28 protein-coding genes are annotated in these 24,115 nt (G+C 40.5%); 9 read left to right on the plus strand and 19 right to left on the minus strand.

What is annotated here, in order from left to right:
* Position 1: 1 nt before the first annotated feature.
* Together AC6JAD_RS11840 and AC6JAD_RS11845 are read left to right on the plus strand one after the other, a co-directional pair.
* The gene (locus AC6JAD_RS11840) at positions 2 to 1,042 is read left to right on the plus strand and encodes an alkaline phosphatase D family protein (protein ID WP_461303410.1); all 1,041 of its coding nucleotides are present in this window, start codon (positions 2 to 4) and stop codon (positions 1,040 to 1,042) included.
* Positions 1,043 to 1,107: 65 nt separating this feature from the next.
* Positions 1,108 to 1,527, plus strand: a complete 420-nt coding sequence (locus AC6JAD_RS11845; protein WP_461303411.1) for a nucleoside-diphosphate kinase — start codon at positions 1,108 to 1,110, stop codon at positions 1,525 to 1,527.
* A gap of 54 nt (positions 1,528 to 1,581) precedes the next feature.
* On the opposite strand, the gene AC6JAD_RS11850 is transcribed toward AC6JAD_RS11845, so the two are convergent.
* The 3 genes from AC6JAD_RS11850 to recF are packed head-to-tail and all read right to left on the minus strand — an operon-like array spanning position 1,582 to position 3,378.
* Positions 1,582 to 1,881: a DciA family protein gene (locus AC6JAD_RS11850; RefSeq protein ID WP_461303412.1), complete on the minus strand. Its 300-nt coding sequence runs from the start codon at positions 1,879 to 1,881 to the stop codon at positions 1,582 to 1,584.
* 1 nt (position 1,882) lies between these two features.
* Positions 1,883 to 2,302 (minus strand): hypothetical protein, encoded by a 420-nt coding sequence (locus AC6JAD_RS11855; RefSeq protein WP_461303413.1) that lies wholly within the window; start codon positions 2,300 to 2,302, stop codon positions 1,883 to 1,885.
* On the minus strand, positions 2,299 to 3,378 hold the full coding sequence (recF, locus tag AC6JAD_RS11860) for a DNA replication/repair protein RecF (protein WP_461303414.1): 1,080 nt from the start codon (positions 3,376 to 3,378) through the stop codon (positions 2,299 to 2,301). The genes AC6JAD_RS11855 and recF overlap by 4 nt, the downstream gene beginning before the upstream one ends.
* 139 nt (positions 3,379 to 3,517) lie before the next feature.
* Between recF and AC6JAD_RS11865 the strand changes: the two genes are divergently transcribed.
* The 7 genes from AC6JAD_RS11865 (at position 3,518) to AC6JAD_RS11895 (ending at position 9,763) form a co-directional block, all read left to right on the plus strand.
* Positions 3,518 to 4,285 carry a tetratricopeptide repeat protein gene (locus AC6JAD_RS11865; protein WP_461303415.1) on the plus strand — a complete coding sequence of 256 codons (768 nt, stop codon included), beginning with the start codon at positions 3,518 to 3,520 and terminating at the stop codon, positions 4,283 to 4,285.
* A 2-nt stretch (positions 4,286 to 4,287) separates the two neighbouring features.
* A complete protein-coding gene (gene ribH, locus AC6JAD_RS11870) occupies positions 4,288 to 4,785 on the plus strand; it encodes a 6,7-dimethyl-8-ribityllumazine synthase (protein ID WP_461303416.1) in 498 nt (165 codons plus the stop codon).
* Between the two features lie 103 nt (positions 4,786 to 4,888).
* Positions 4,889 to 5,185 carry a hypothetical protein gene (locus AC6JAD_RS11875; protein ID WP_461303417.1) on the plus strand — a complete coding sequence of 99 codons (297 nt, stop codon included), beginning with the start codon at positions 4,889 to 4,891 and terminating at the stop codon, positions 5,183 to 5,185.
* Positions 5,186 to 5,194: 9 nt separating this feature from the next.
* Positions 5,195 to 7,045 (plus strand): DNA mismatch repair endonuclease MutL, encoded by a 1,851-nt coding sequence (gene mutL, locus AC6JAD_RS11880; protein ID WP_461303418.1) that lies wholly within the window; start codon positions 5,195 to 5,197, stop codon positions 7,043 to 7,045.
* Complete coding sequence (locus AC6JAD_RS11885; RefSeq protein ID WP_461303419.1) at positions 7,046 to 7,819, plus strand: rhomboid family intramembrane serine protease; 774 nt, start codon at positions 7,046 to 7,048, stop codon at positions 7,817 to 7,819. It abuts the gene before it with no gap.
* Between the two features lies 1 nt (position 7,820).
* On the plus strand, positions 7,821 to 8,705 hold the full coding sequence (locus tag AC6JAD_RS11890; RefSeq protein WP_461303420.1) for a rhomboid family intramembrane serine protease: 885 nt from the start codon (positions 7,821 to 7,823) through the stop codon (positions 8,703 to 8,705).
* Between the two features lie 38 nt (positions 8,706 to 8,743).
* The gene (locus AC6JAD_RS11895; protein ID WP_461303421.1) at positions 8,744 to 9,763 is read left to right on the plus strand and encodes an endonuclease/exonuclease/phosphatase family protein; all 1,020 of its coding nucleotides are present in this window, start codon (positions 8,744 to 8,746) and stop codon (positions 9,761 to 9,763) included.
* On the opposite strand, the gene AC6JAD_RS11900 is transcribed toward AC6JAD_RS11895, so the two are convergent.
* The 16 genes from AC6JAD_RS11900 to AC6JAD_RS11975 all read right to left on the minus strand — a co-directional run bounded on the left by AC6JAD_RS11900 (position 9,760) and on the right by AC6JAD_RS11975 (position 24,071).
* On the minus strand, positions 9,760 to 10,380 hold the full coding sequence (locus AC6JAD_RS11900) for a WbqC family protein (protein ID WP_461303422.1): 621 nt from the start codon (positions 10,378 to 10,380) through the stop codon (positions 9,760 to 9,762). The two genes, AC6JAD_RS11895 and AC6JAD_RS11900, sit on opposite strands and share 4 nt — an antisense overlap.
* A gap of 56 nt (positions 10,381 to 10,436) precedes the next feature.
* Positions 10,437 to 12,011 carry a signal peptidase I gene (gene lepB, locus AC6JAD_RS11905; protein ID WP_461303423.1) on the minus strand — a complete coding sequence of 525 codons (1,575 nt, stop codon included), beginning with the start codon at positions 12,009 to 12,011 and terminating at the stop codon, positions 10,437 to 10,439.
* 49 nt (positions 12,012 to 12,060) lie between these two features.
* A complete protein-coding gene (gene dapB / locus AC6JAD_RS11910) occupies positions 12,061 to 12,762 on the minus strand; it encodes a 4-hydroxy-tetrahydrodipicolinate reductase (RefSeq protein ID WP_461303424.1) in 702 nt (233 codons plus the stop codon).
* Positions 12,759 to 13,340, minus strand: coding sequence for a DUF5683 domain-containing protein (locus AC6JAD_RS11915; RefSeq protein WP_461303425.1), 582 nt, complete (start codon positions 13,338 to 13,340; stop codon positions 12,759 to 12,761). Before AC6JAD_RS11915 ends, dapB begins: the two co-directional genes overlap by 4 nt.
* Entirely contained in the window at positions 13,330 to 14,229 is a 900-nt protein-coding gene (locus tag AC6JAD_RS11920; RefSeq protein WP_461303426.1) for a ParB/RepB/Spo0J family partition protein, read from the minus strand. The genes AC6JAD_RS11915 and AC6JAD_RS11920 overlap by 11 nt, the downstream gene beginning before the upstream one ends.
* A gap of 5 nt (positions 14,230 to 14,234) precedes the next feature.
* Positions 14,235 to 14,999, minus strand: coding sequence for a ParA family protein (locus tag AC6JAD_RS11925; protein ID WP_461303427.1), 765 nt, complete (start codon positions 14,997 to 14,999; stop codon positions 14,235 to 14,237).
* A gap of 169 nt (positions 15,000 to 15,168) precedes the next feature.
* Complete coding sequence (locus AC6JAD_RS11930; protein WP_461303428.1) at positions 15,169 to 16,050, minus strand: SDR family oxidoreductase; 882 nt, start codon at positions 16,048 to 16,050, stop codon at positions 15,169 to 15,171.
* Between the two features lie 69 nt (positions 16,051 to 16,119).
* Positions 16,120 to 16,701: a GDP-mannose pyrophosphatase NudK gene (gene nudK, locus AC6JAD_RS11935; protein WP_461303429.1), complete on the minus strand. Its 582-nt coding sequence runs from the start codon at positions 16,699 to 16,701 to the stop codon at positions 16,120 to 16,122.
* A 63-nt stretch (positions 16,702 to 16,764) separates the two neighbouring features.
* Positions 16,765 to 18,897, minus strand: a complete 2,133-nt coding sequence (scpA, locus tag AC6JAD_RS11940) for a methylmalonyl-CoA mutase (RefSeq protein WP_461303430.1) — start codon at positions 18,895 to 18,897, stop codon at positions 16,765 to 16,767.
* Positions 18,897 to 19,541: a hypothetical protein gene (locus tag AC6JAD_RS11945; RefSeq protein ID WP_461303431.1), complete on the minus strand. Its 645-nt coding sequence runs from the start codon at positions 19,539 to 19,541 to the stop codon at positions 18,897 to 18,899. Before AC6JAD_RS11945 ends, scpA begins: the two co-directional genes overlap by 1 nt.
* Positions 19,534 to 20,124, minus strand: a complete 591-nt coding sequence (locus AC6JAD_RS11950) for a hypothetical protein (RefSeq protein WP_461303432.1) — start codon at positions 20,122 to 20,124, stop codon at positions 19,534 to 19,536. The genes AC6JAD_RS11945 and AC6JAD_RS11950 overlap by 8 nt, the downstream gene beginning before the upstream one ends.
* Positions 20,117 to 21,496: a methylmalonyl-CoA mutase subunit beta gene (locus tag AC6JAD_RS11955; protein WP_461303433.1), complete on the minus strand. Its 1,380-nt coding sequence runs from the start codon at positions 21,494 to 21,496 to the stop codon at positions 20,117 to 20,119. Before AC6JAD_RS11955 ends, AC6JAD_RS11950 begins: the two co-directional genes overlap by 8 nt.
* Complete coding sequence (locus AC6JAD_RS11960) at positions 21,489 to 21,824, minus strand: FtsB family cell division protein (RefSeq protein WP_461303434.1); 336 nt, start codon at positions 21,822 to 21,824, stop codon at positions 21,489 to 21,491. Before AC6JAD_RS11960 ends, AC6JAD_RS11955 begins: the two co-directional genes overlap by 8 nt.
* Before the next feature lie 5 nt (positions 21,825 to 21,829).
* Positions 21,830 to 22,438 carry a uridine kinase gene (udk, locus tag AC6JAD_RS11965; RefSeq protein ID WP_461303435.1) on the minus strand — a complete coding sequence of 203 codons (609 nt, stop codon included), beginning with the start codon at positions 22,436 to 22,438 and terminating at the stop codon, positions 21,830 to 21,832.
* A 59-nt stretch (positions 22,439 to 22,497) separates the two neighbouring features.
* The gene (locus AC6JAD_RS11970; RefSeq protein ID WP_461303436.1) at positions 22,498 to 22,944 is read right to left on the minus strand and encodes a c-type cytochrome; all 447 of its coding nucleotides are present in this window, start codon (positions 22,942 to 22,944) and stop codon (positions 22,498 to 22,500) included.
* A 5-nt stretch (positions 22,945 to 22,949) separates the two neighbouring features.
* A complete protein-coding gene (locus AC6JAD_RS11975; RefSeq protein WP_461303437.1) occupies positions 22,950 to 24,071 on the minus strand; it encodes a PQQ-dependent sugar dehydrogenase in 1,122 nt (373 codons plus the stop codon).
* Positions 24,072 to 24,115: the final 44 nt, after the last annotated feature.

The raw sequence follows: 24,115 nt of genomic DNA on the forward strand, positions 1-24,115 counted from the left end.
CATGAAATACCTATTCCTAGTATTTACCAGTGTGCTTCTTGCATCCTGTAAGCAAGGGGACACTACCAAAGTCGAGATTTCTGAAGCCACCACGGATTATGATTATACGCTTGTATTTGCCAGCTGTAATGATCAGGATCGGCCCCAGCCCCTTTGGGAACCCATATTGGCAAATAATCCAGATCTATTTATTTGGGGCGGAGATAATATCTATGCAGATACAGATGATATGGCTAAAATGAAATCGGATTACGATAAGGTGCTGGCCAATACATCCTATCAGAAATTAATGAAGTCTACCGAAATCATTGGCACATGGGATGATCACGATTACGGTAAAAATGATGCCGGGAGGGAATGGGAGAAAAAGGAAGAAGCCAAGAAACTCTTTCTAGAGTTCCTGAACATACCCTCTGGCGATGAACGACATCAAATGGAAGGGGTGTATTCATCATACAGGGCCAAAGTAGGGGACCATACGTTAAAATTTATTCTTCTTGATACCCGAACATTCCGTGATTCCCTCTTAAAGAGCGAAGTAAAAGGAAGGCGCTATGAGCCATGGCCTCAAGAAGATACGCATAGAACTCTATTGGGAGCCCAGCAATGGGATTGGTTGGAAACAGAATTGAAAGATGAAAGCGCAGATTTCAATGTGATCGTAACCAGTATTCAATATTTGAATAACGGACACGGATGGGAACGTTGGGGCTGTTTTCCTTCGGAAATGGAGAAAATGGATGCCCTTATTGCAAATGCAAAATCAAAAAATATTATTCTCTTAAGTGGAGACCGGCATATGGCCGAAATTTCAGTGGCTGAAATGGAAGGGCTCTCTTATCCTTTGGTCGATTTCACCACAAGTGGAATGACCCATACTTGGATTGACGGCGAAACGGAAAGGAACGAGCATAGGGTAAGTAATGTGATAAAACGTCTCAACTTTGGGGTCATTCACTTTGATTTCGATGCCCGAAAGGTGGTTTTTGAAATTCGCGGGGAGGATGACTTTCTATACGAGCGTCACGAAATTGAATATTAAGGAATGGTTAAACATTGTTTTTTGCTTTTCAAAAGCTTACTTTTGCCCCCAAATTAAAAACATCTATGAGAACAGATAGAACTTTTACCATGTTAAAGCCTGATAGCGTTGAAAAAGGAAACGTTGGGCCTATTCTTGAAAAAATCACAGCAGCAGGTTTTCGAATCGCTGCGATGAAATTAACACAAATGACCACAGCAGATGCCCAAGCTTTCTACGCTATTCACAAAGAGCGTCCATTCTTCGGAGAGTTGGTAGAGTATATGACACGAGGTCCAATTGTGGCTGCTGTTCTTGAAAAGGATAATGCTGTAGAGGATTTCCGTACCCTAATTGGTGCCACGAATCCAGCAGAGGCTGCCGAAGGAACTATTCGTAAGCTGTATGCTGCTTCCATTGGTGAAAATGCAGTTCACGGAAGTGATAGTGACGAAAACGCTGAAATTGAAAGTCAATTCCACTTTGCTGGAAGGGAGATTTTCTAATTCGAAACAAATAATAAAAAGAAGGCCACTCTTAAAAAGGAGTGGCTTTTTTTGTTAGCGGAGTACTAATTTCTTAATAAGATCGCTATCTAATTCCTCATTTAATAGCGTTAGGATTTTTTCTTTTCCATAGCTCAATTCCTCACGTAAGACAGATGAGGTAAGTTGCACGAACAAGGTATCTCGATCTAATAGCACGTTGTCTGTGTATTTTGATATGGCCTCTCCCATCACATTATGCCAAGCCTGTTGCGCAGAGACTTTGTCCAACCCTTTTTGCAGTTTCCGGCTAGAACCAATGATCTCTTTCAAGACATCTCCTATAGAGCTATGTTCAGTACTGCGCTTTGCCATACTAGTTGAGGTTTATAGGTTTAAATCGTTTGTACGTATATATTTTTCCATCTTCGTTACGCACCTGCAATAGGCTATCGCCACTTTTTAAAACGGTTTCTGTCCATTCGGAGAATGGCGTTTTATAATGCAATCGCAAGCTATCTGCGTCTGTTTTTAGGTAGAACTTTTCAGACACTTTTGTAGTGCGAAATGACCCATCCAATTTTGGGGCTAATTTTTTTCTTGCTCCGCTATCCCCTTGTACTTCAATATAGTCAATTAAAGTGTTGATCTCAAAATTTCTTACAGATCCATCGCTAAGGATTACTTGTTCTATCTCCCAATACCCTTGCAAGTTGGGTATGTGGTCTTCTGGTGCTTGGCGTTTGCAGGAAAGGCAAACGATGAATAGCATTGAAATTAATATTCCACTTCTCATAATGCAAACATTTTATAGGACTTACTCACTTCCTTTACAACACTTTCCGTTCTTGAAGCGTGGGTGTCGCTAATGAATAATTGACCAAAATCTTCGTTGTCTACCAACGTAATAATTTGTGCGACCCTGTCTTCATCCAACTTGTCAAAAATATCATCTAAAAGTAGAATGGGTAATTCCTTGCTCTGTTTTTTCAGAAAATCGAATTGCGCCAATTTTAATGCTATAAGAAATGATTTCTGCTGACCCTGCGAACCGAATTTCTTGATAGGATGTCCTTCGAGCTGAAATAAAAGGTCATCCTTATGAATTCCGAAATTTGTGTATTGGGTTATTTTGTCTTTCTGGAGATTCTGTTCTAGCAAATCGATCAGCTTCGAATCGTGTAACTGGCTCCTGTAGCTCAATTCAACCAGTTCTTTGCTATTGCTAATTACTTCATAACGCTTCAGGAAAATAGGGGCAAATTCTTCAATAAATGAAACCCTTCTTTCATGGATTAGAGCACCATATTCCTCCAATTGCAGGTTGTATATATCTAGCGTGTCCTTGTTAAAAGTAGTATTCACGGCAAAATACTTTAACAGCGAATTGCGTTGCTCCAATACCTTCTTGTAGGCAATAAGGGCCCTAAGGTATTCCGAATCACCTTGCGAAATAACACCATCCATGAACTTACGCCGGGTATCACTTCCTTCTACAATAAGATCCCTATCACTCGGCGAAATAATAACAAGTGGTAAAAACCCTATGTGCTCACTAAATTTTTCATAGGCTTTGCCATTTCGCTTTATAATTTTTTTCTGCCCGCGTTTGGCACTTACAATTACCTTTTCGGGCTTATCTTTCTTTTCGTATGTGCCTTCTATCACAAAGAATTCTTCCCCATGTTTAATGTTCTGGGTGGTAATCGGATTAAAATAGCTTTTTCCGTACGAAAGATGATAAATTGCATCGAGCACATTCGTTTTACCAACGCCATTAAGACCCACAAAGCAGTTGATCCTTGCATCAAAATCGAACGTTAGGGTTTCGAAGTTTTTGTAATTGAGTAAGGATAAAGACTGTAACTGCATTAAAATTAGGGTCTTGTGAATTTCAGAAAATAAAAAACAATAAGGTTTTTGCGGGTGTTTTCCGCTGTGCAAAATATTGATTTTTCCCTTTTAAATTGTAATAAAAATTTTATTTTTGCGCTTCATAAAACCATACAATATGGCAACCTACAAGAAAAGAGGTTATAAACCTAAGACGAAAGTCGAAAAGGAAATTGAACTAGAAGATGGAAGTGCAACGGCTGAGGTATTTAAAACCCTAGACGAAGGGGCATCTAAAACCGAGGCTTGGGTTGAAAAGAACCAAAAATTTATCCTAGGATTTGTTGGGCTTGTTGCTATCTGTGTCCTTGGATACTTAGCATATCAGAACTTTATTCAAGAACCAAAACAAGCAGAAGCGACTAGCGAGATGTTCCAGGCACAATCACATTATGTGGATGCATTGAACTCTACAACGGATAAGGATTCTTTGTATAACGTAGCATTGAACGGCTCTGCTGGAAAGTACGGTTTGGTAGATATTGCAGATAAATACAGCGGGACACCCGCAGGCAACATTGCCAAGTACTATGCTGGAATGGCTTATTTGAACCTTAATCAGTATCAGGAGGCGATTAACTATTTAGACTCCTACAAAGGTGGTGATGAAGCGACTGGGTCATTGGCAAAAGGCGCTATTGGCGACGCATTCGTTCAATTAGGTCAGTCAGAAGAAGCCTTGAAGTATTACCTAGAAGCTGCTACCATGAAGAAGAACGATGTAACAACTCCTCGTTTTTACCTTAAAGCAGGGATAACTGCAATGCAATTGGGTCAAGCAGCCAAAGCATTGGAGTACTTCAATATCATTGTAGAGGATTACAAAGACTCCGAAGAAGCTACAAAGGCAAAACTGTATAAAGGACAGGCTGAGGCAATGCAGTAGATATGGCAACAGCAAATACAAACTTATCGGCTTACGATAAAACAACAATCCCAAATGCGAAGGACTTTCGATTTGGGATTGTTGTTTCTGAATGGAATGAAGAGATTACCCAAGGGATGTTCCAGGGTGCCTTCGACGCCATTTTAGATTGTGGCGGAATAAAGGAGAATATCGTACGATGGAACGTCCCAGGAAGCTTTGAATTGATTTATGGGGCAAAAAAAATAACCGAGGCATACGATATGCTCGATGCCGTTATTGCCATTGGAAGCGTAATACAGGGTGAGACCAAACACTTCGATTATGTTTGCGAAGCCGTTTCCCAAGGGATTAAAGATCTCAATGTTCAAGGGGACATTCCTGTAATTTTTTGTGTGCTCACGGATAACAATTGGCAACAAGCCAAGGAGCGAAGTGGCGGCAAGCACGGTAACAAAGGAACCGAAGCTGCCATAGCGGCCATAAAAATGGCACAACTTAGGAAAGAGGCACGGTTCTAAATCACTAGAAAACAATAATTTTTAAGAAAATCCCTTTTTGAAAAAATTAACGGGACACACTCGGCATTGTTTTTGATTTTACCTAACTTTGAAAAGTAAGCTTATGGGACCGATTAAATTCACAATAATAAAGAAACTTAAAACCAATAATAGGTTTAACTATACCCCTCGGTATTATAAAGGAAAAGAAGATATAGAGGAAGGTAAGTTTGCCACAAAATTGGATGCGTACAACGAAAGTTACAACAAGAATGATTTCGGATCGCATTGGCACGAGGCGCGAAAGACCAAGCGCAACCGTGGGAATTTTGAGTTAAACAATACCGTACTCATCATTGCAGCTATACTTGCATTGCTCTTCCTTTGGTTAATAGATTTTGACCTAACCATTTTTACCTAGACTTATTGAATGTCTAATATTATTAAGTTATTACCCGATCACGTTGCCAACCAAATTGCAGCAGGAGAGGTGGTACAACGACCGGCTTCTGTAGTAAAGGAATTGCTGGAAAATGCCATCGATGCAGAAGCGACTTCTATTAAACTAATAGTAAAGGATGCAGGGAAAACCTTAATCCAAGTGATCGATAATGGAAAGGGCATGTCCGATATAGACGCACGTCTTTGCTTTGATCGTCACGCGACTTCCAAAATACAAAGTGCCGATGACCTATTCAATTTGCACACCAAAGGGTTTAGGGGTGAAGCGCTCGCTTCTATAGCAGCCATTGCACATGTTGAGCTTAAAACCAAAACTTCAGATTCCGATATAGGTACCCATATTACCATTGAAGGTAGTAAGGTAATTTCGCAGGAAGTGGCTGTCGTGCCCAAAGGGACAACACTTTCGGTTAAAAACCTATTCTTTAATATTCCCGCACGTCGTAATTTTTTAAAAAGTAACCCAGTAGAAACACGTCATATCATTGATGAATTCCATAGGGTGGCATTAGCACATCCACAGGTTACTTTCAAAATGATCCATAATGGTAACGATGTTTTCGACCTTCCCGAAAGTAATATTAGACAGCGAATCGTGAACATTTTTGGGAGTAAGTCCAACGAAAAATTGGTGCCTGTATCTGAGGAAACAGAAATAGTAAAGGTAAACGGGTTTGTGCTTAAACCTTCTTTCGCCAAAAAGAGTAGGGGAGAACAGTTCTTCTTTGTGAATGATCGGTTTATAAAAAGCGCTTACCTCAATCATGCCGTATCATCTGCATTTGAAGGCCTTATTAAGGATGGGGCCCATCCGGGTTATTTCCTGTATTTGGAAGTGCCACCGCAATCGATCGATATAAACATACATCCTACCAAGACGGAGATTAAATTCGACGATGAGCATGCCATTTATGCTATGCTTCGGGCCACTGTTAAGCACAGTCTTGGTCAGTTTAGTATTGCACCTGTTTTAGATTTCAATAAGGATGCAAGTTTTGACACACCCTACGAATACAGTAAGAAGTCTCCTGTTGCTCCCACTATAGAAGTGGATAGCAGTTTCAACCCATTCAAGGACGGAAGCATTTCTAAGCCTAGCAAAATGGCATATCGAAAAGAATCATCAAAGGCTTGGGAATCTTTATACGTGGGATTAAAGGATGAAAGCAGTCCACAAGAAGTTGAAACCTTCAGTGGAGTGGAAGTAGAAAGTGATGAGGTGACAGGCAGTCTATTTACGGGTGAAAAAGTGCATGCGGGACAAATTACGTTTCAAATTCAGAATAAATATATTGTAAGTGCTGTAAAAAGTGGAATGATGATCGTGCATCAACACTTGGCACACCAACGAATAATTTATGAAGAACTGTTGAAAAACATGACCGTTCAGGAAGCGGTAAGTCAACAGCTTTTGTTCCCCGTACAATTGTCTTTTTCGAAACCGAAATTGGAACTATTGGAGTCTATTAAGGAACAATTGGAGTATACAGGCTTCGTTTTCGCCTCTTGGGAGCTGGAGGAAATAGGAATTAATGGAATACCTGCTGGGGTTAAGGAAAGTAGTGTGGCGGGTATTTTGGAACAGCTTTTAAGCGACCTGGAAAATCGGGTTCCGGAAGCTGGATTTAGTCAGAACGACGTGCTGGCCAAATCTATGGCCAAAAGCATGGCCATTAGAACAGGTACAGCTATGGAAAAAGAAGAACAAGAGCATTTAATACATCAACTGTTTGCCTGCAAGGAACCCAGTGTTTCGCCAGATAACAGACCCGTACTTGTAATGTTGAATGCCAATGATTTGGATAAAAAGTTTATGTAAATGGGAAGACTAACTGAGACAGTAAAGGTTTTAATTATTATCAACGTGATATTTTTCGTTGGTAAACTAACCATGCCAGAGGTAGCTGATAGACTTTTCTCTTTGTATTATTTCGAGAACCCTAAATTTCAATTTTGGCAGCCACTAACCCATATGTTCATGCATGGGGATTTTGGACATATCCTGTTCAATATGTTTGGGTTATATATGTTTGGTTCGCCGTTGGAGGTGTATTGGGGAAGAAAGAAATTTTTGTTTTTCTATTTTTCAGCGGGACTCGGAGCTGCCTTTATTCATACCATGGTAAATTATTATCATTTTCATAGTGGATTTAGTGAGTTCGCTTCAGCAGGATTGAATGAATCACAAATCTTTGAATTAATGGATGAGTTTCGAAGAAAAGCTTCGAGCAGTGTGGATGGATTTATCAAGATGTCGATACCCGAGGGAACCTCTTTAGATTCTTTAAACAAAATGATTTCTGGGTATGACATTCGTGCCCTAGGAGCTTCTGGAGCAGTATATGGGGTGCTGGTGGCCTTTGGTTTGTTATATCCTAATGTGTCATTAATGCTTATATTCTTCCCTGTACCTATCAAAGCAAAATACTTTATTCCGGTTCTTATAGGTCTAGACCTCTTTTCAGGAATTACTGGGTATTCTTTATTTGGACAAGGAATTGCGCATTGGGCACATATAGGCGGAGCCTTATTCGGGTTTATCATGGCCTATTATTGGAAGAAAAATAGTTTTAACAGTCATCGATGGGATTAATATGGCAGGAGGGAATCTAGCATATCAATTTAAAATGGCCGGTATGGCCGTAAAGGTCATTGTCATCAACGCCATAGTTTTTATTGGCTTTGGCTTAGTGGCGCTTTTTTCGGGAGTAGACAAGATTGTATTGGAATACCCTTTTGTTTTACCACATGATTTTTCCGATTTTTTAAGTCAGCCATGGTCCATCCTTACCTACAGTTTTTTTCACTCAGGTATTTGGCATATCCTCGTAAATATGTACATGCTCTTTTGGTTCGGCAGATTTGTGCTCAACCTATTTTCACCTAAACGCTTTCTCACAATTTACCTCTTGGGAGGGATAGCTGGTGGCGTCTTTTTCTTGCTTTCATATAACTTATTCCCATTATCTGCTCTTGCATTGCCCGTAGTTGGGGCTTCCGGAGCAGTCATGGCCATTATGGTCTTTATGGCAACTTATGCGCCCTCAACAGAAGTGCGCATTTTTATGTTCAACTTACGATTATGGCATATTGTTGCGTTCTTTGTTGTACTGGATTTGTTACGTTTAGGAACCGCAGAGTACGCAAATACCGGAGGTTTATTGGTGCATTTGGGAGGCGCGATTTTTGGGTACGTATATGCACGTCAATTATTGAATGGAAAAGATATAGGGGTTTGGTTCGAACGGCTCATGGATAGTGTCGCCAATTTGTTCAAAACGAGGAAACAAAAGCCCTTTAAAAAAGTACATAGGAACAAGGCAACACAATCCCAATCTAAACGTTCTAAACCTACTGAAAGTAAAGATGACCACCAGAAACAAGTCGATGCCATTTTGGACAAGATAAGTAAAAGTGGTTATGAAAGCTTGACGAAAGCCGAAAAGGATTTCCTTTTTAAGGCAGGAAAAGACAACTAACCAATTTTTAGCATACTACCTTGAAGAAGCTCAGGTTTTTGGGGAAACTTATCTATTGGCTCAATGTGATTGTGGCATTGTTGCTGGTGGTTTCCTTCATATTACCATATTTGCCTCCTTCTACCTTCCCTACGCTATCTATTTTAAGCCTAGCCGTTTCCCCGTTGTTGTTTATTAACGTATTGTTCGCGGTCTATTGGCTGCTGCGTTTTAGAAAGCAGGTATGGGTTTCCCTTATAGTGCTTATCATTGCGTATGTGCATTTCAATCCTTTCTTTGAAATATCTTCTGAAGGGGATAATTCCCAGTTTAACTCATCCTTGTCCGTGCTATCGTATAATGTACGTCTCTTTAATGCTTATGAAAAAAACAATAATCCTACCGATGTGTCTAGAAAGATGAAGGAGTTGTTGGCTAAGGAAAATCCGGATGTACTTTGTATTCAAGAATATTATGCCGAACATGATATAGACTTTTCGGCCTACCCGTATAGGTTTATTCACTTTAAGGATGACAACCATAAATTGGGCCATGCCATTTTTTCTAAATACCCTTTAATGAATAAGGGCGGATTCGATTTCGAAAAATCGTATAACAATAGTATCTATGCCGATGTTGTTGTAGGCAATGATACCCTTCGCATATATAACCTGCATTTACAGTCCATCGGAATATTACCCACGGTCGGTTTCCTTCAGGACAGGGGTACAGAGCAATTAAAGGAACGGTTTTCAGAACGCTTTGTACAACAGGAATCCCAAGTAAATGAAATCCTTGCCCATAAAAAAAATGCTCCCTACCCTGTATTACTGATGGGTGATTTTAATAACACCTCATTTTCGTTTATCTATCGTAAACTAAAAAAGGGAATGCAGGATGGATTTTTAGAACGGGGAAATGGCCTAGGGAGTACCTATAAATTTGAAGGCTACCCAATGCGAATAGATTACATCATGGCTTCCAAAGAGATGGAATTTATTCGGTTTAATACCATTGGGGATACCTTTTCGGATCATGAGCCGGTAAGTGCCCAAGTGGGTTGGGGTAGTAAGCCTTAAAATTCTAAATCGTGGGATTCCAGATAATTCAAGGCGTTTGGGCCTTCATTAAAAAGTAAATCCAGTACCGAAAGATTGGATAGGAATCCGTGATTTTTTTCATGCACTTGTATGTAAGGCTCAAGGGGGTATGGCTTTTCCTTTTTAGAATCAATTAAATGACGAAGGTCCGTAAGTGAAGTTTCCTTTTCAAATGTGGCTGTCTTTCCAACTGAAATTTCAATTCCCAGAAGCTCGCAGATCACCTCAAAAATGGCCATGTTGTGATCCATAAGACCACGGACCGGAGTTTCAAAAAGGTGTAAAATCTCGTCTTCGTAATATTCAAAAAATGGAGATGTTCTGTAAGCACTTTGTAAGGACTTCCAATGTTGCAATTGCCACGGAAAACTATCTTCTACCAAAACCTCGGCAGTTTTCTGACGCTCTTTGCTTTTAGAATGTTTAATGGGAACATTTAGTAGGAGCCTTCCATTGGAGTGCGCAATGTGCGCCCTATTTCTGTAGGTCTGTTTTTGATAGTTGTCTGAAACCTCGAAAATCACGCTTTCGGCCTTTATAATGGCAATCATCTGCACTATAGAAGGAAAATAACTGGGATGTACGAGAATAGCCATTTTTGTTTTAAGTCAATGGACCTTTTTGGTTGAACCTAACGAGCCTATCGATCAAGTTAAGCGCTTTTCTTCTTCTCTTTTCGTTTCTTTCTAAAAAAGTTAAAGCCAATCCAACCTACCAAAACAATGAGGAAGTACCTAAAATAGGATACAGGTTCTCCAGATCCACCCACCGTGGTAAACACTCGATCCCATCGAATATTAGATGGGAAACTTTTGAATTTGTCGAAGCTCATCCAAATAAAAACGGGTTTTCCCACTACATGATTAAAAGGAACGTACCCCCACGCACGTGCATCCTGGGAGTTGTCCCTATTATCTCCCATCATCCAGTAATAATCCTGTTTAAAAGTATATTGGGTAATGGGTTGGCCATTTAAGAGTACCTGAGTGCCAGATTGTGAAATCTTGTTGTTAATGCCTAACTCACTTCCTTCGTATACTTCAATAATTCGCTTGTAGAATGGAATACTCTCCGGGGTAATATCTACCGTAGCACCTGCCTCTGGAATATAAATAGGGCCAAAGAAGTCGGTATTCCATGGATACCGTGAATCCTGAGGAAAAATCCTCTGATCCCATGCTCCTTTTTCTTCTATCATAGGAACAATGGTGTCCAAAGATGAAAAGGTCTTGAAGCTTTCGTATTCGGCATTGGTCATATGTGCACTGTACACCCGTCCGCTATTGCCTATAGGATAAAGATCTGTGATGCCATACTTCTCTGCCATATACTGAGGGTTAAGGCCGATACTCGTTCTAAAGGTATAACCAAACTGTATTTTGGCACGATCAGGTAGGTCATTTTGCTGCCCGTTTATATAAACATAACCATTTCTAACTTCCAAAGAATCGCCTGGGACACCCACACATCGTTTTACATAGTTCGTCTTTTTATCCATAGGCTTAATGTCTACGGCACTGTTGGGGTTAAGGATGTTGGTTAAGGTATCTACTGGCCATCCAAAGACCACAATATCATTACGTTTAATGTTTTGTACACCGGGCAAACGGAAATAAGGATATTGAATTCCTTTGTAATAGGACTTGGTTCTAGGACCTGGCAGTGTATCATGTACCATAGGTAATGAAACGGCAGTCATGGGCGCCTTAGCACCGTAATGGAATTTACTCACGAATAAATAATCACCCACCAAGAGTGTTTTTTCCAAGGAGGAAGTAGGAATCGTATACGGTTGCATGAAATAATTGTGCACAATGGTTGCAGCTACCACGGCAAATAAAATGGAACTCGTCCATTCCCCTGCAGAAGTTCGTGGCTTTAATTCCCTGTCTGGTATATGGGTTACGGTTTGTGTATAGTTAATATAATATAGATAAAACCCAAGAGTGAATAACACGAGAAAAGTCTCTTTGGTATTATTCCTGCCAAAGCTCCTCAAGGTCTCTACCCAAACTACGGGAAACATAATTAAATGGACAATAGGGATGAATAATAGGATTACCCACCACCACGGTCTATTGATGATCTTCATTAATACCACCGCGTTATATACAGGAACAGCTGCTTCCCAAGCTTTACGCCCAGCGGCAACATATAGTTTCCAGGTTCCTGCAAAGTGAATTACTTGCACAACAAGTATCAGAAGTATTAAATCGGTCCAAGTCATGATGCTATATTTTACAGGCCTGTTCTTTGTCTGGCCTTTTGGTGTTAGTTTATTTCAAATTTAAAACGTCTTTCATTGTAAAGACCCCTTTTTTATCAAGAAGCCATTCTGCTGCTAGAATTGCCCCCATGGCAAATCCATCCCTCGTATGGGCTTCATGCGTAATGGTAATAGTATCAATACTCGATTGATACTGTACACTATGGGTTCCTTTTACATCGTCTATTCTTTTTGCTGCAATTGCAAGTTCCTTTTCAGGATTGCCATCCAATTTCCAATGTTCCAAATCCGAATTTTTCAAAATACCTTCGGCAATAGATATGGCAGTTCCACTGGGAGCATCTAGCTTTTGCGTATGATGAATTTCCTCAATGGAGGGTTGATAGTCCTTCCATGGCCGCATAAGTTTGGCCAGGTATTCATTGACCCCAAAAAACAGGTTTACCCCAATGCTGAAATTGGACGCATAGATAAAACTTCCGTTACTGGTTTCACATAACTTTAGCACTTCTTCATAAGAATCCAGCCATCCAGTAGTACCACTAACCACGGGAATATTATACCGTAAACACTTGGAAATATTTGCAACAGCAGTATTCGGGACAGAAAATTCAATGGCGCAATCGGCATCCTCAAGTTTTCCGGTTTCTCCTTTGCTAGAGAGCGTATATACAACGGAATGTCCTTTCTCAAGTGCTAAGCGCTCTATGGTTTTTCCCATTTTCCCGTATCCCAATAATGCTATTTTCATTTCAGGTTGAATTTTAGGGAGAGGCCATAATTCCCCTGGGTATTTATGACTCCTGTATTCTGGTTCCTCAAAATACTTGGTTGAATGGAAAGGTCCTCGCTTACATTATATTGCCTTAAATGTGCATCTACATTAGCGTCAATAATATTCAATATGTAGAATACGATAGAAACTATGATACTCACATCCCTGTTTCGGCTAGCTGTTCGTTGTGCATCGATAAGTCTATCATCGGATATGCCCTGAAATTCATCATCGGTAAAACCAGCCAATCTTCTCTTGTAAGCATCCCGAAAACGATTGTAATCATCTGTATTTTGTAAATAGAAGTATACTCCTGTACCAATTCCGGCATAAACAATAGGTATTTTCCAGTACCGTTTGTTATAGGCCTGTCCCAAACCGGGTAATACAGCCGAGTAAAATGCAGCTTTAGATGGGGCCAAAGGGTCATAGGGAACTTTAACGGTATCCTGTACCACTAATTGACGCTCTTTTTCAACGGAAAGCGTATCTGTCTTTTGAGCAAAGAGTATACTGCTAAAAAGAAAAAAAATATGAAAAAGCTTACTTTTCACTTTTAATGAGGTTCAAAATGCGTTGAAAGTCGGCTTCATCTTTAAAAGGTACCAACAGCTGTCCCTTGCCTTTGGAATTTGCTTTTACCGATACTTTGGTGTCGAGAAGGTCTGAAAGTTCCCTACTTCCTTTATTGGCAAAATGAGGTGTCGATTTTTTTGAAGTTTCCTTGGGAGCATCCGGATTTTTGTATTTACGAACCAAGGCCTCCGTATCGCGCACTGAAAGGGAGTTTGACACGATTTTTTCATAGATGTCCAACTGATCATTGGTACTATCTACATTGATCAAGGCACGACCGTGTCCCATGGAAATAAAACCGTCCCTCATACCTGTTTGCACAATGGGATCCAATTTTAAAAGGCGTAGGTAATTCGTAACCGTACTACGGTTCTTACCTACACGGTCACTTAATTCTTCCTGAGTTACCTTAATTTCCTCAATAAGTCGTTGATAGGACAAAGCGATTTCGATAGGATCCAGATCTTGGCGCTGAATATTTTCGACCAATGCCATTTCCAATGATTCCTGATCATTGGCTATACGAATATAGGCTGGGATTGTTTTTAACCCGACCAATTTAGAGGCACGATACCGTCTTTCTCCACTTACCAATTGGTAGGAGTTGAAACCTAGCTTTCGAACAGTAATAGGTTGAATAACCCCAAGTTCACGAATGGAAGAAGCAAGTTCCCGTAATGTTTCTTCATTGAAACTAGTTCTTGGTTGGAAAGGGTTCATCTCGATAGTGTCGAGTTCCAACTCAACAATATTACCGACTACTTTATCAGCATTTTTGTCGTCAACCGATTTAATATCATTATCTGGATCTTTCAGCAAGGCTGAAAGTCCTCGTCCCAAGGCCTGTTTTTTTGTCGCTTTCGCCATAAATCCTACGCGTTTTTCTCAATTAATTCGTTTGCCAAACTTAAGTAATTATTGGCTCCTTTACTACCCGCGTCATAACTAATAATACTTTCACCATAACTTGGTGCCTCACTTAAACGCACATTTCGTTGGATTATGGTGGCAAAAACCATCTCGTCAAAGTGTTTTTTTACTTCTTCAACCACTTGGTTGGAAAGTCGCAAACGGGAATCGTACATGGTAAGCAATAATCCTTCAATATCCAGATGTTCATTGTGTATTTTTTGAACGCTTTTAATTGTATTTAAAAGCTTGCCAAGGCCTTCTAGTGCGAAATACTCACATTGTATAGGGATCATCACACTGTCTGCCGCCGTAAGGGCATTCAAGGTGAGTAATCCCAAAGAGGGCGCACAATCTATTAAGATGAAGTCATAATCCTCCTTTAAATCCAAGATGGCATTTTTGAGCATGTATTCGCGCCGTTCCTTGTCAACCAGCTCTATTTCTATAGCCACTAGATCTATGTGCGCGGGAATGATGCTAACATTGGGCGAATTGGTTTCAATAATAGATTCTTTGGCACCTATGGTATGCTCCAACAGTTGGTAAGTGCCCTGCTCAACACTTTCTACGTCTATACCTAGACCAGAAGTTGCATTTGCTTGGGGATCGGCATCAATGAGAAGGACTTTCTTTTCAAGTACTCCCAAGGATGCTGCAAGATTAACAGAAGTGGTGGTTTTACCAACACCTCCTTTTTGGTTGGCAATAGCAATTATTTTACCCATTAATTTTCCTACAATTTTGTGGACTAAAAATACGATTAATTATGTGGATAGAAAATGAATTTTGTTAACAGAAAGTGAACATTCCTGGAGATGAAATGTGTTTGCAAATATTCTCAAAAACATTTTCGTCTTGTAGTGTCGGGTGCTATCGTACCTAACCGCGAACACATTATTTAGCCTTTTTGGAACGGATCATCATTTCCAGCATATCCCACATTTGCTCTGGAACTTCTTCTAATAGGTTCATCTGCCCTGCACCTTTTAACCATTCGCCGCCATCTATGGTGATAACCTCTCCGTTTAAATAAGCCGAAAAATCGGAAACCAAATAGGCGGCCAGATTAGCCAATTCCTGATGATCTCCCACTCTTTTGAGGGGAACTTTCTTAGCCAGATCGAACTTCTCTTTCAAATCTCCAGGTAACAATCTATCCCATGCACCCTTGGTAGGAAAGGGACCAGGTGCTATGGCATTGAAACGCATACCATATTTTGCCCACTCAACTGCCAAGGAACGTGTCATAGCCAATACTCCCGCCTTGGCAGTAGCACTTGGAACCACATAAGCAGAACCCGTCCAAGCATAGGTTGTGACAATATTCAGGACCGTTTTGTTGGTTTCCTTAGCATTGATCCAGTGTTTTCCGAAAGCAAGGGTACAGTTTTTTGTCCCCTTTAAAACAATATCTATAATAGTATCGAAAGCATTAGCGGAAAGGCGTTCGGTAGGGGAGATGAAGTTTCCCGCGGCATTATTCAATAGCACATCAACTGTTCCGAAAGCATCTACGGAGGCTTTCAACATGGCTTCGACCTGATCGTAGTGCCTTACATCGCATTGTACCGGTAATACTGTCCCACCAGTCTGTTCCTCCAATTCCTTAGCAGTAGCTTGAAGTTTCTCTAGATTCCGGGAAGTAATGACTACTTGGGCTCCCAATTCAAGGAAGTAGGTGGTCATAGATTTACCCAATCCGCTACCTCCACCGGTAACTACAATTGTTTTGCCTTTTAGGGCGTCGTCACGAAGCATTTTGGCCTTCAAATCCATAGTATAGTTTTGATTTTCGTAAAGGTACTGTCCTATTAATTATTATGCAAGCATAACAATTCTTAATTCTTATAATAATCGATGCAACTGTGCATACTGCAATAACATAATCGTCTTCGCATCTTTTATTTCACCCGTTTCCACCATAGAGATCGCTTTGTCGAAGTTAAGTTCCAGTACTTCTATATTTTCTTCTTCCTCTACCAAACCACCACCTTCGCTGGTTTTCATTTCGTCGGTATATTCAGCAATAAAAAAATACAGGATTTCAGTAACTGATCCTGGGGACATATAGGCTTCAAAAACTTTGCGTACTTCCGTAATTTGATAACCTGTTTCTTCTTGGGTTTCTTTTTTAATGCAATCTTCAGGATTGTCTGCATCCAGCAATCCTGCACAGGCTTCGATCATCATTCCCGTTTTATTCCCATTGACATAGGTGGGCAATCTGAATTGCCTGGTTAGCACCACTGTGCCCTTTTCTTTGTTGTAAAGCAATATGACGGCTCCATTTCCCCTGTCGTAGGCTTCCCTTGCATGGGTTTCTAAAGATCCGTTTTCCTTTTCATAGTCATAGGTGAACTTTCTAAGTGTATACCAATTGTCGGATAATATTTCGGTTTTGGTAATGTGTATTTTCGGATTGCTCATGTAATTGCGGTTTGCTCCCTTTACTTCGTAGGAGATTCAGATTTAAGAAAAGGTTGCTCTTTTTTAGACTACCGAGTCTATGAGAATTTCCAGCATCTCGATTGCCGCATCGCTAATCTTGGTTCCAGGGCCATAAACGGCAACGGCACCTGCTTCGAAAAGAAACTCATAATCCTGTGCGGGAATAACCCCGCCTACAATGACCATGATATCATTCCTTCCTAATTTTTTCATTTCTTCAATAACTTGGGGAACCAAGGTTTTGTGCCCTGCTGCCAATGAAGAAACCCCTAGGATATGTACGTCGTTTTCAATTGCTTGTTGTGCAGCCTCAGCAGGGGTTTGGAATAATGGACCAATATCTACATCGAATCCAACGTCGGCATAACCTGTAGCCACTACTTTTGCCCCGCGATCATGGCCGTCCTGTCCCATTTTTGCAATCATTATTCTAGGGCGACGGCCTTCCAGCTCGGCAAATTTGTTCGCCAATTCACGGGCTTTTTCAAAGGAAGGGTCTTTCTTTATTTCTTTACTGTACACGCCACTAAATGATTTTATCTGTGCTTTGTACCTGCCGAAAACAGTTTCCAAAGCATCGCTTATTTCGCCCAATGTAGCACGTTCACGCGCTGCATTTACTGCTAAAGCTAATAAATTTCCTTCACCTGTTTTTGCGCAATGTGTCAATTGTTCCAAACATTGGGCTACATTGTCCGAGTTTCGCTCAGATTTGATGCGATCCAAACGATCCATTTGCCCATTCCGAACCTTTTGGTTGTCCACATCCAATATTTGAAGGGGATCTTCTTTTTCCAAACGATACTTATTTACCCCAACAATGATGTCTTGTCCACTATCGATTCGGGCTTGCTTTCTGGCCGCAGCTTCCTCTATGCGTAGTTTTGGAATTCCTGCCTCTATGGCTTTGGTCATTCCGCCCAATTCTTCGACCTCCTGAATTAAGTTCCAAGCTTTTTCGGCGATTTCATGAGTTAAGCGTTCTACGTAATAGCTTCCTGCCCATGGATCGACCGTTTTTGTAATGTAGGTCTCTTCTTGAAGGTACAACTGGGTATTTCTCGCAATTCGGGCAGAGAAATCCGTAGGTAATGCGATGGCCTCATCCAGGGCATTGGTATGCAGTGATTGTGTGCCCCCAAATGCGGCTGCCGATGCCTCGATACAGGTTCTTGCTACATTGTTGAACGGATCCTGTTCGGTAAGACTCCATCCACTGGTCTGACAATGCGTTCTTAGTGATAGTGACTTTGTATTTTTTGGATTGAATTGTTTTACAAGCTTGGCCCATAGCATACGTCCTGCACGCATTTTGGCAATTTCCATGAAGTGATTCATTCCGATGGCCCAGAAGAACGATAAACGCGGGGCGAAGCTGTCAATATCCATTCCTGCTGCTATTCCCGTACGAATATATTCTAACCCATCTGCCAAGGTATAGGCTAATTCAATGTCACAGGTAGCACCTGCTTCCTGCATATGGTATCCAGAAATTGAAATAGAATTGAACTTGGGCATATTTTGAGAGGTAAACTCAAAAATATCACTAATGATTTTCATGGAAGGGGCAGGAGGGTAAATGTAGGTATTTCGCACCATGAATTCCTTCAAAATATCATTCTGAATGGTTCCTGCCAGCGCTTCCGGAGGGACTCCTTGCTCTTCGGCCGCTACAATATAAAATGCCATGATAGGTAGTACCGCTCCGTTCATAGTCATGGATACACTCATCTTGTCCAATGGAATTTGATCGAACAAAATCTTCATGTCTTCCACGCTATCTATGGCTACCCCAGCTTTTCCAACATCGCCTACCACTCGTTGGTGATCACTGTCATACCCGCGGTGCGTAGCTAAATCGAAAGCCACGGACAACCCTTTTTGTCCTGCAGCTAAGTTTCTTCTGTAAAAGGCATTACTATCTTCTGCTGTAGAGAACCCAGCATATTGTCTAATGGTCCAAGGTCTGCGCACATACATGGTAGAGTAGGGGCCACGTAAATTTGGCGCTATTCCCGCAACAAAGTCGAGATGCTCCAAAGATTCGATATCCTTTGTAGAATAGCTGGATTTTACAGGAATATCTTCAGCGGTGTTAAGGGTTTCTACAGGTAAACCTGAAGAGTGATCCCCTTCCAATTTCCATTCCATATGCTGCAGATCTCTTCTACTCATTACATATTTATTTTGGTAACAAATGGATCGAAATTTCCTTTAAAGGGTGAAGTAATCTGCATGATTACGGTTTTTTCATTGGAGGTAATGATATAGGTGCTACTGTAGTATTCGCTATCCAGTTTTTCATTGGAAACCATAAAAACACCTTTAAACACATGCTCATCGCTATCTCCATTGTATTTGGCACTTACTTTTTCGATAGTATAATTTTTATGGTCGAAGCTTTGTTCGATAGACCTACGCATGATTCCAAGAAATTCTTGGGCTTCATTTTTGGTCATAGGCATAAAATTGACACTGTTTACGGTACATGTGGAACGGCTGTATTGGTCAAAGAAAAGGTGAAAGCCCCCGTCCATGCTTTGTAATTTGTTGATTCGATTTGTTTCGTACCTATACGATTCTTTATCTAAAAGGGAATCTAGGATTTTCTGGTATTCCGAGACAGAGGTCTTTTCGAAGGCATCAGGTAAGAATAACTTGATTCCTCTATCATCTAGATAATGATAGGTGCCTATTACGGATCCTTTTTCATCCGTTTCCCAAATATCTTTTATTTCCTTATCAATGTTTTGACAAGAGCTCGAGACCAATAGTAGGATCAGTCCAGATACAATTAGTATTAGTTGTCTTTTATTCATTTTCCGTAGCTGAGTTCAAAAGTTGTTGGTAAAAGGCATCCATTGCAATGTACATGGCCAAGTGTTCATCGTTAAATATCTTGGCTACTTGCTGTCGCATGGGCTCTGCCATTATTTGTGGGGTCAGGTAATCTACTTCCAGAATGGTTGCAAATTGATTCTTGAGGTCTTCGTCCCTTATGTTACCGAAGATACAGGACATAAATTCCCCAGTATAGTTTAGATTGGTTCCTTTGCGATTTCTATCCCAGAGGTCATCTATTTTCTTTAATTTTTCTAACACTGCCAGTGAATGGGGAGAAGCAATTTCGGCATAAGGAGCATCTCCGTGCAATCCTGTAAAAATAAATTGCTTGTAGGCTTCTATATAAGCAGTTTTTGACCCAGCGAGAATATCGGGATCCTTGTAAAAAGTAGCGATATCATCCTGAAAGCTATATATGGCTTCCTTCAGCAAACCTTTGTCTATGGTAGCGCAGTTTAATGTGAGCGGCTTATCGGCATATTTATAATCAAGTGGTTCTTCGCATCCAATAAAAAGGATACCCAAGGCACCTATAAAGAAAAGGTATAGTCTATTCATTATCCAGTCGTTGTTTTTCAATGTTTTCAGGAATTCTTCTTTCTATGATCGGTTCAATAAGGGTTTTTCTGGGGTTCGTCTTTATAAATGGGTATAATTCTAGGTCATGACTCATTTTGTCATTTTGATTTTCATACTTGTTGGTTCCCACCAAGACAAGACGTCCTTCTTCGAACAACTGCACTTCTTTTGCAGCGCTTTCCTTTATTTTTTTCTGAATTACCCCGGCTTGTAGTTGCTTAACAAACCCTCCGTTCTTCTCTATATCCTTGAACAATTGCAATGCTTTTTCGCCAAGCTGATCGGTAAGGCTTTCTATGTAGTAGCTTCCATCGGCTACATTGCTTACCATATCGAAATAACTTTCGGACTTTAAAATAAGTAGCTGATTTCTAGAAATCCGTTCACCAAATTCATTGCTCTTATGGTAGATCGAATCATAAGGCATATTGCAAATGGTATTTGCCCCGCCAAGCACGGCACTCATACATTCTGTCGTACTACGCAGCATATTTACGTTGTAATCATACAATGTTTTATTACGCTTGGAAGGTTCTGCAAGAATATGGCAGTTTATGGTAAGCTTATATTCGCTGGCTAGTAGCGCTACTAACTTCCGGAATGCCCTGATCTTGGCGATTTCGAAAAAATAATTGGCTCCAACTGCTACCTTGAATAGTATTCTTACCTCTTTGCCCGAAGAATCATGGGAACTGAAATAATGATTTAGGTATTCATTTAGATGTGCCAGCCCATATCCCAATTGCTGTACGCTATTAGCCCCAGCATTTTGATAGAGGGTGGTATTGATCCCAAGGATATTTTGAGTTGGAAATTCTTGCAACAAAGCTTGCAATAGTTCATGGTCCTTTTCAAGATTGTGAAACCAATTGCCACTTTCACACAAGTTGCCAAGAATGTCTACATGGAAGTAACTATTTATCCCTTTTTTGGAAACACTGCCTATAAGCGAACTCAAGAATTCTTTATCTAAAAAATTCAGTTGAAAGTGTAAGGTAATTTCAGATAATTCCAGGCCATTAAGGGTGTTTTCTATGTTGAAGGCCTTATCTGCTTTAAAATAAATAGATTCCGCTCCCCGAGCAATAACATCTAATGCGATTTTATTGGCAACAGTTTCATTATCTATAAATATGGATTGACCAATGGCCCAATCATTGGGATGACCTGGGATTGGGTCAAAGCCTCCCTTGGTCTCATCGGCATGGTAGAAAGGTTTTACATGTATTCCTTCCAAACTTTGCCAGATCAAGGTTTCATTGTAATCGGCGCCTTTTAGGTCTACTTGTATCTTTTGTTTCCACGCTTTCGAGGAAACTCCTTCGAATTCCTGGAATAAGGGATTACTCATTTTTCGATTGCAATTTTAAACTGTCTTCGTGTTCAATAATATAGATATCCTCATTTTCACGTTTTAGATAATACTTTTCACGTGCATATTTTTCAACTTCATTACTGTCCTGCATTTTCACAATAAATTCCTTGTCTTTATCAATTTCCTCCCGGTAAAACTCTTTGGTGTCTTCCAAAGCATTGATTTCATCATTTAGCTCTTTGTGAATGAAATAGGAATTGGTGTCAAAGAAAATCATCCACACTATAAAAAGAATGAGAATGAGAATATAGGTGCTACTAAGCACTACAAACCATTTTTTCTTTGTGATTCCTGGTCGTTTCACTTCTGTTAGTTCAGTTTTTGATGAATTATGTTTCGCAATAACTGCACTGCAACCGTGTTGTAGCGATTTGTCGGGATAATAATATCGGCAAACTCCTTGGTTGGTTCTATAAACTGTTCATGCATGGGTTTTAGTGTGCTCTGATAACGATTTAATACTTCGTTTAAATCCCTTCCCCTTTCTGCCATATCCCTTCTGAGCCTTCTAATGAGTCTTTCGTCGCTATCCGCATGTACAAAAAGCTTTACATCGCAAAGGTCCCTTAAATTTTTATGGGTAAGAATTAATATACCTTCGACAATGATCACCTTTTTGGGATGGAATGTGACGGTTTCCCCTGTTCTATTATGTTCAACAAATGAATATATAGGTTGCTCTACTGACTTTCCTTCCTTTAAATCTTCCAAGTGCTTAACCAGAAGTTCGAAATCAATGGATTTTGGGTGATCAAAATTTATACGAACCCGTTCGTCATACGATAGATGGGAAGTGTCACGGTAGTAGGAATCCTGTGAAATGACACAGACTTCATTCTTTGGAAACTCTTCAACTATCTGTTTAACGACGGTTGTTTTTCCACTTCCCGTTCCACCGGCTATACCAATAATGAGCATGGACAATTTGTTTGTGCAAAGGTAATGAGATTTGCGACTATTGACTAAACCACATTTTCTTATTTTTCAACAGCTTCTACTTCCTCTGGAGTCACCATTTTAGCTTGGGTATTACCCCACGAATTCATAATGTAATTCATGACGTCTGCTACCTCTTCATTGGTTAATCCCATGGGAGCCATAAGGCCATTGTATGACTTGCCATTTACGGTAATTTCCCCTTTTTGACCGTACTTTACCGCATGAATGCTTTCTGTCCTTTTGTCGATAAGCCAGTCCGATTGTGCCAGGGGAGGAAACGTTCCTGGAACTCCTGCGCCATTGCCGAGATGACATTGCATGCAAAAATCGAGATATACCAGTCCGCCCCGTTCCATACTGACTTTTAGATTGGTGTTTTGGGTAGGTTGGGTCACCGACACCAAAGTAGGTGTAACTTCTCCTTCGGTATTAAACTTACATGCATATAGAATGACGAGCGAAAGTGTGGCAATAATAAATTTCATGAATATTAATTTGGAACTAACCTAACGATACCTTGGCCTTCTACAGCAATATAAATAAGCTTATCCGGCCCCATTTTTACATTACGGACACGCCCAACACCTTCCGCAATCTTTTCACGTCCAACGGCCTTTTCACCATCCAGTTTGACCAATTCGACATAGTTGAATTTTAAAGAGCCTACCAAAAGGTGCCCGTCCCAACTGGGGTATTTACCTCCCGTAACAAAATCCATCCCACAGGGGGCAATCGAAGGCACCCAATAATACACGGGTTGCTCCATTCCAGGGCGTGCGGTTTCTTCGGTAAATTTGGAGCCGCTATAGTTTATGCCATATGAAATAATGGGCCATCCATAATTGGCCCCTTTAGTTATAACATTAATTTCATCTCCGCCTTTAGGGCCATGTTCATGGGTCCAGATTTTTCCGGTTTTTGGATGTCCTGCCATTCCCTGGGGGTTACGGTGCCCATAGGAAAAAATGGCTTTTTTTGCATTGGGTTCATTCACAAAAGGATTATCTGCCGGAATACTACCATCGTCGTGTAGCCTATAGACTTTGCCATTGTCACGGGTAATATCTTGCGGGTTTACATCCCTATCGCCCCGATCACCCACAGAAAAATAAATATAGTTGTCGTTGTCGAATGCTATCCTGGAACCAAAATGCTGTCCTCTTCTGGTATTGGGCCCGGCTTTGTACAGGCTTTCAATAGTACTGAGGGAATTACCCTCTAATTTCGCACGGATTAACTTGGTATTTCCACCCTGTCCAGAACCTTCAGATGAGGCATGGGTAAAATAAATCCAACCATTTTCACCGTAATTTGGATGTAATTCCACATCCATGAAACCGCCCTGTCCTCGGACATAGATGTCCGGAATGTTTTCGATCTCGCTTTTCTTGCCATTAGAGAAATGGATAAGAGATCCACTTTTTTCGGTAATAAGCATGCTTCCATCCGGTAGCCATGCCATACCCCAAGGATTACTTAGTCCGCTCACTACGGTTTCAATACGATAGTCTTCGGTGTTTTCTGATGAAATCGCCAAACTCCTATTGCTTTGTTGCTGCGCACAACTATTGAAAACCATCGCGATAAAAAACAGGAACACTAGATGTTTCATAAATTGGCAGATTTAAGGAACTAAAATAACAAATTAAGCCTTGT

The organism is Aureisphaera sp., assembly GCF_059726885.1.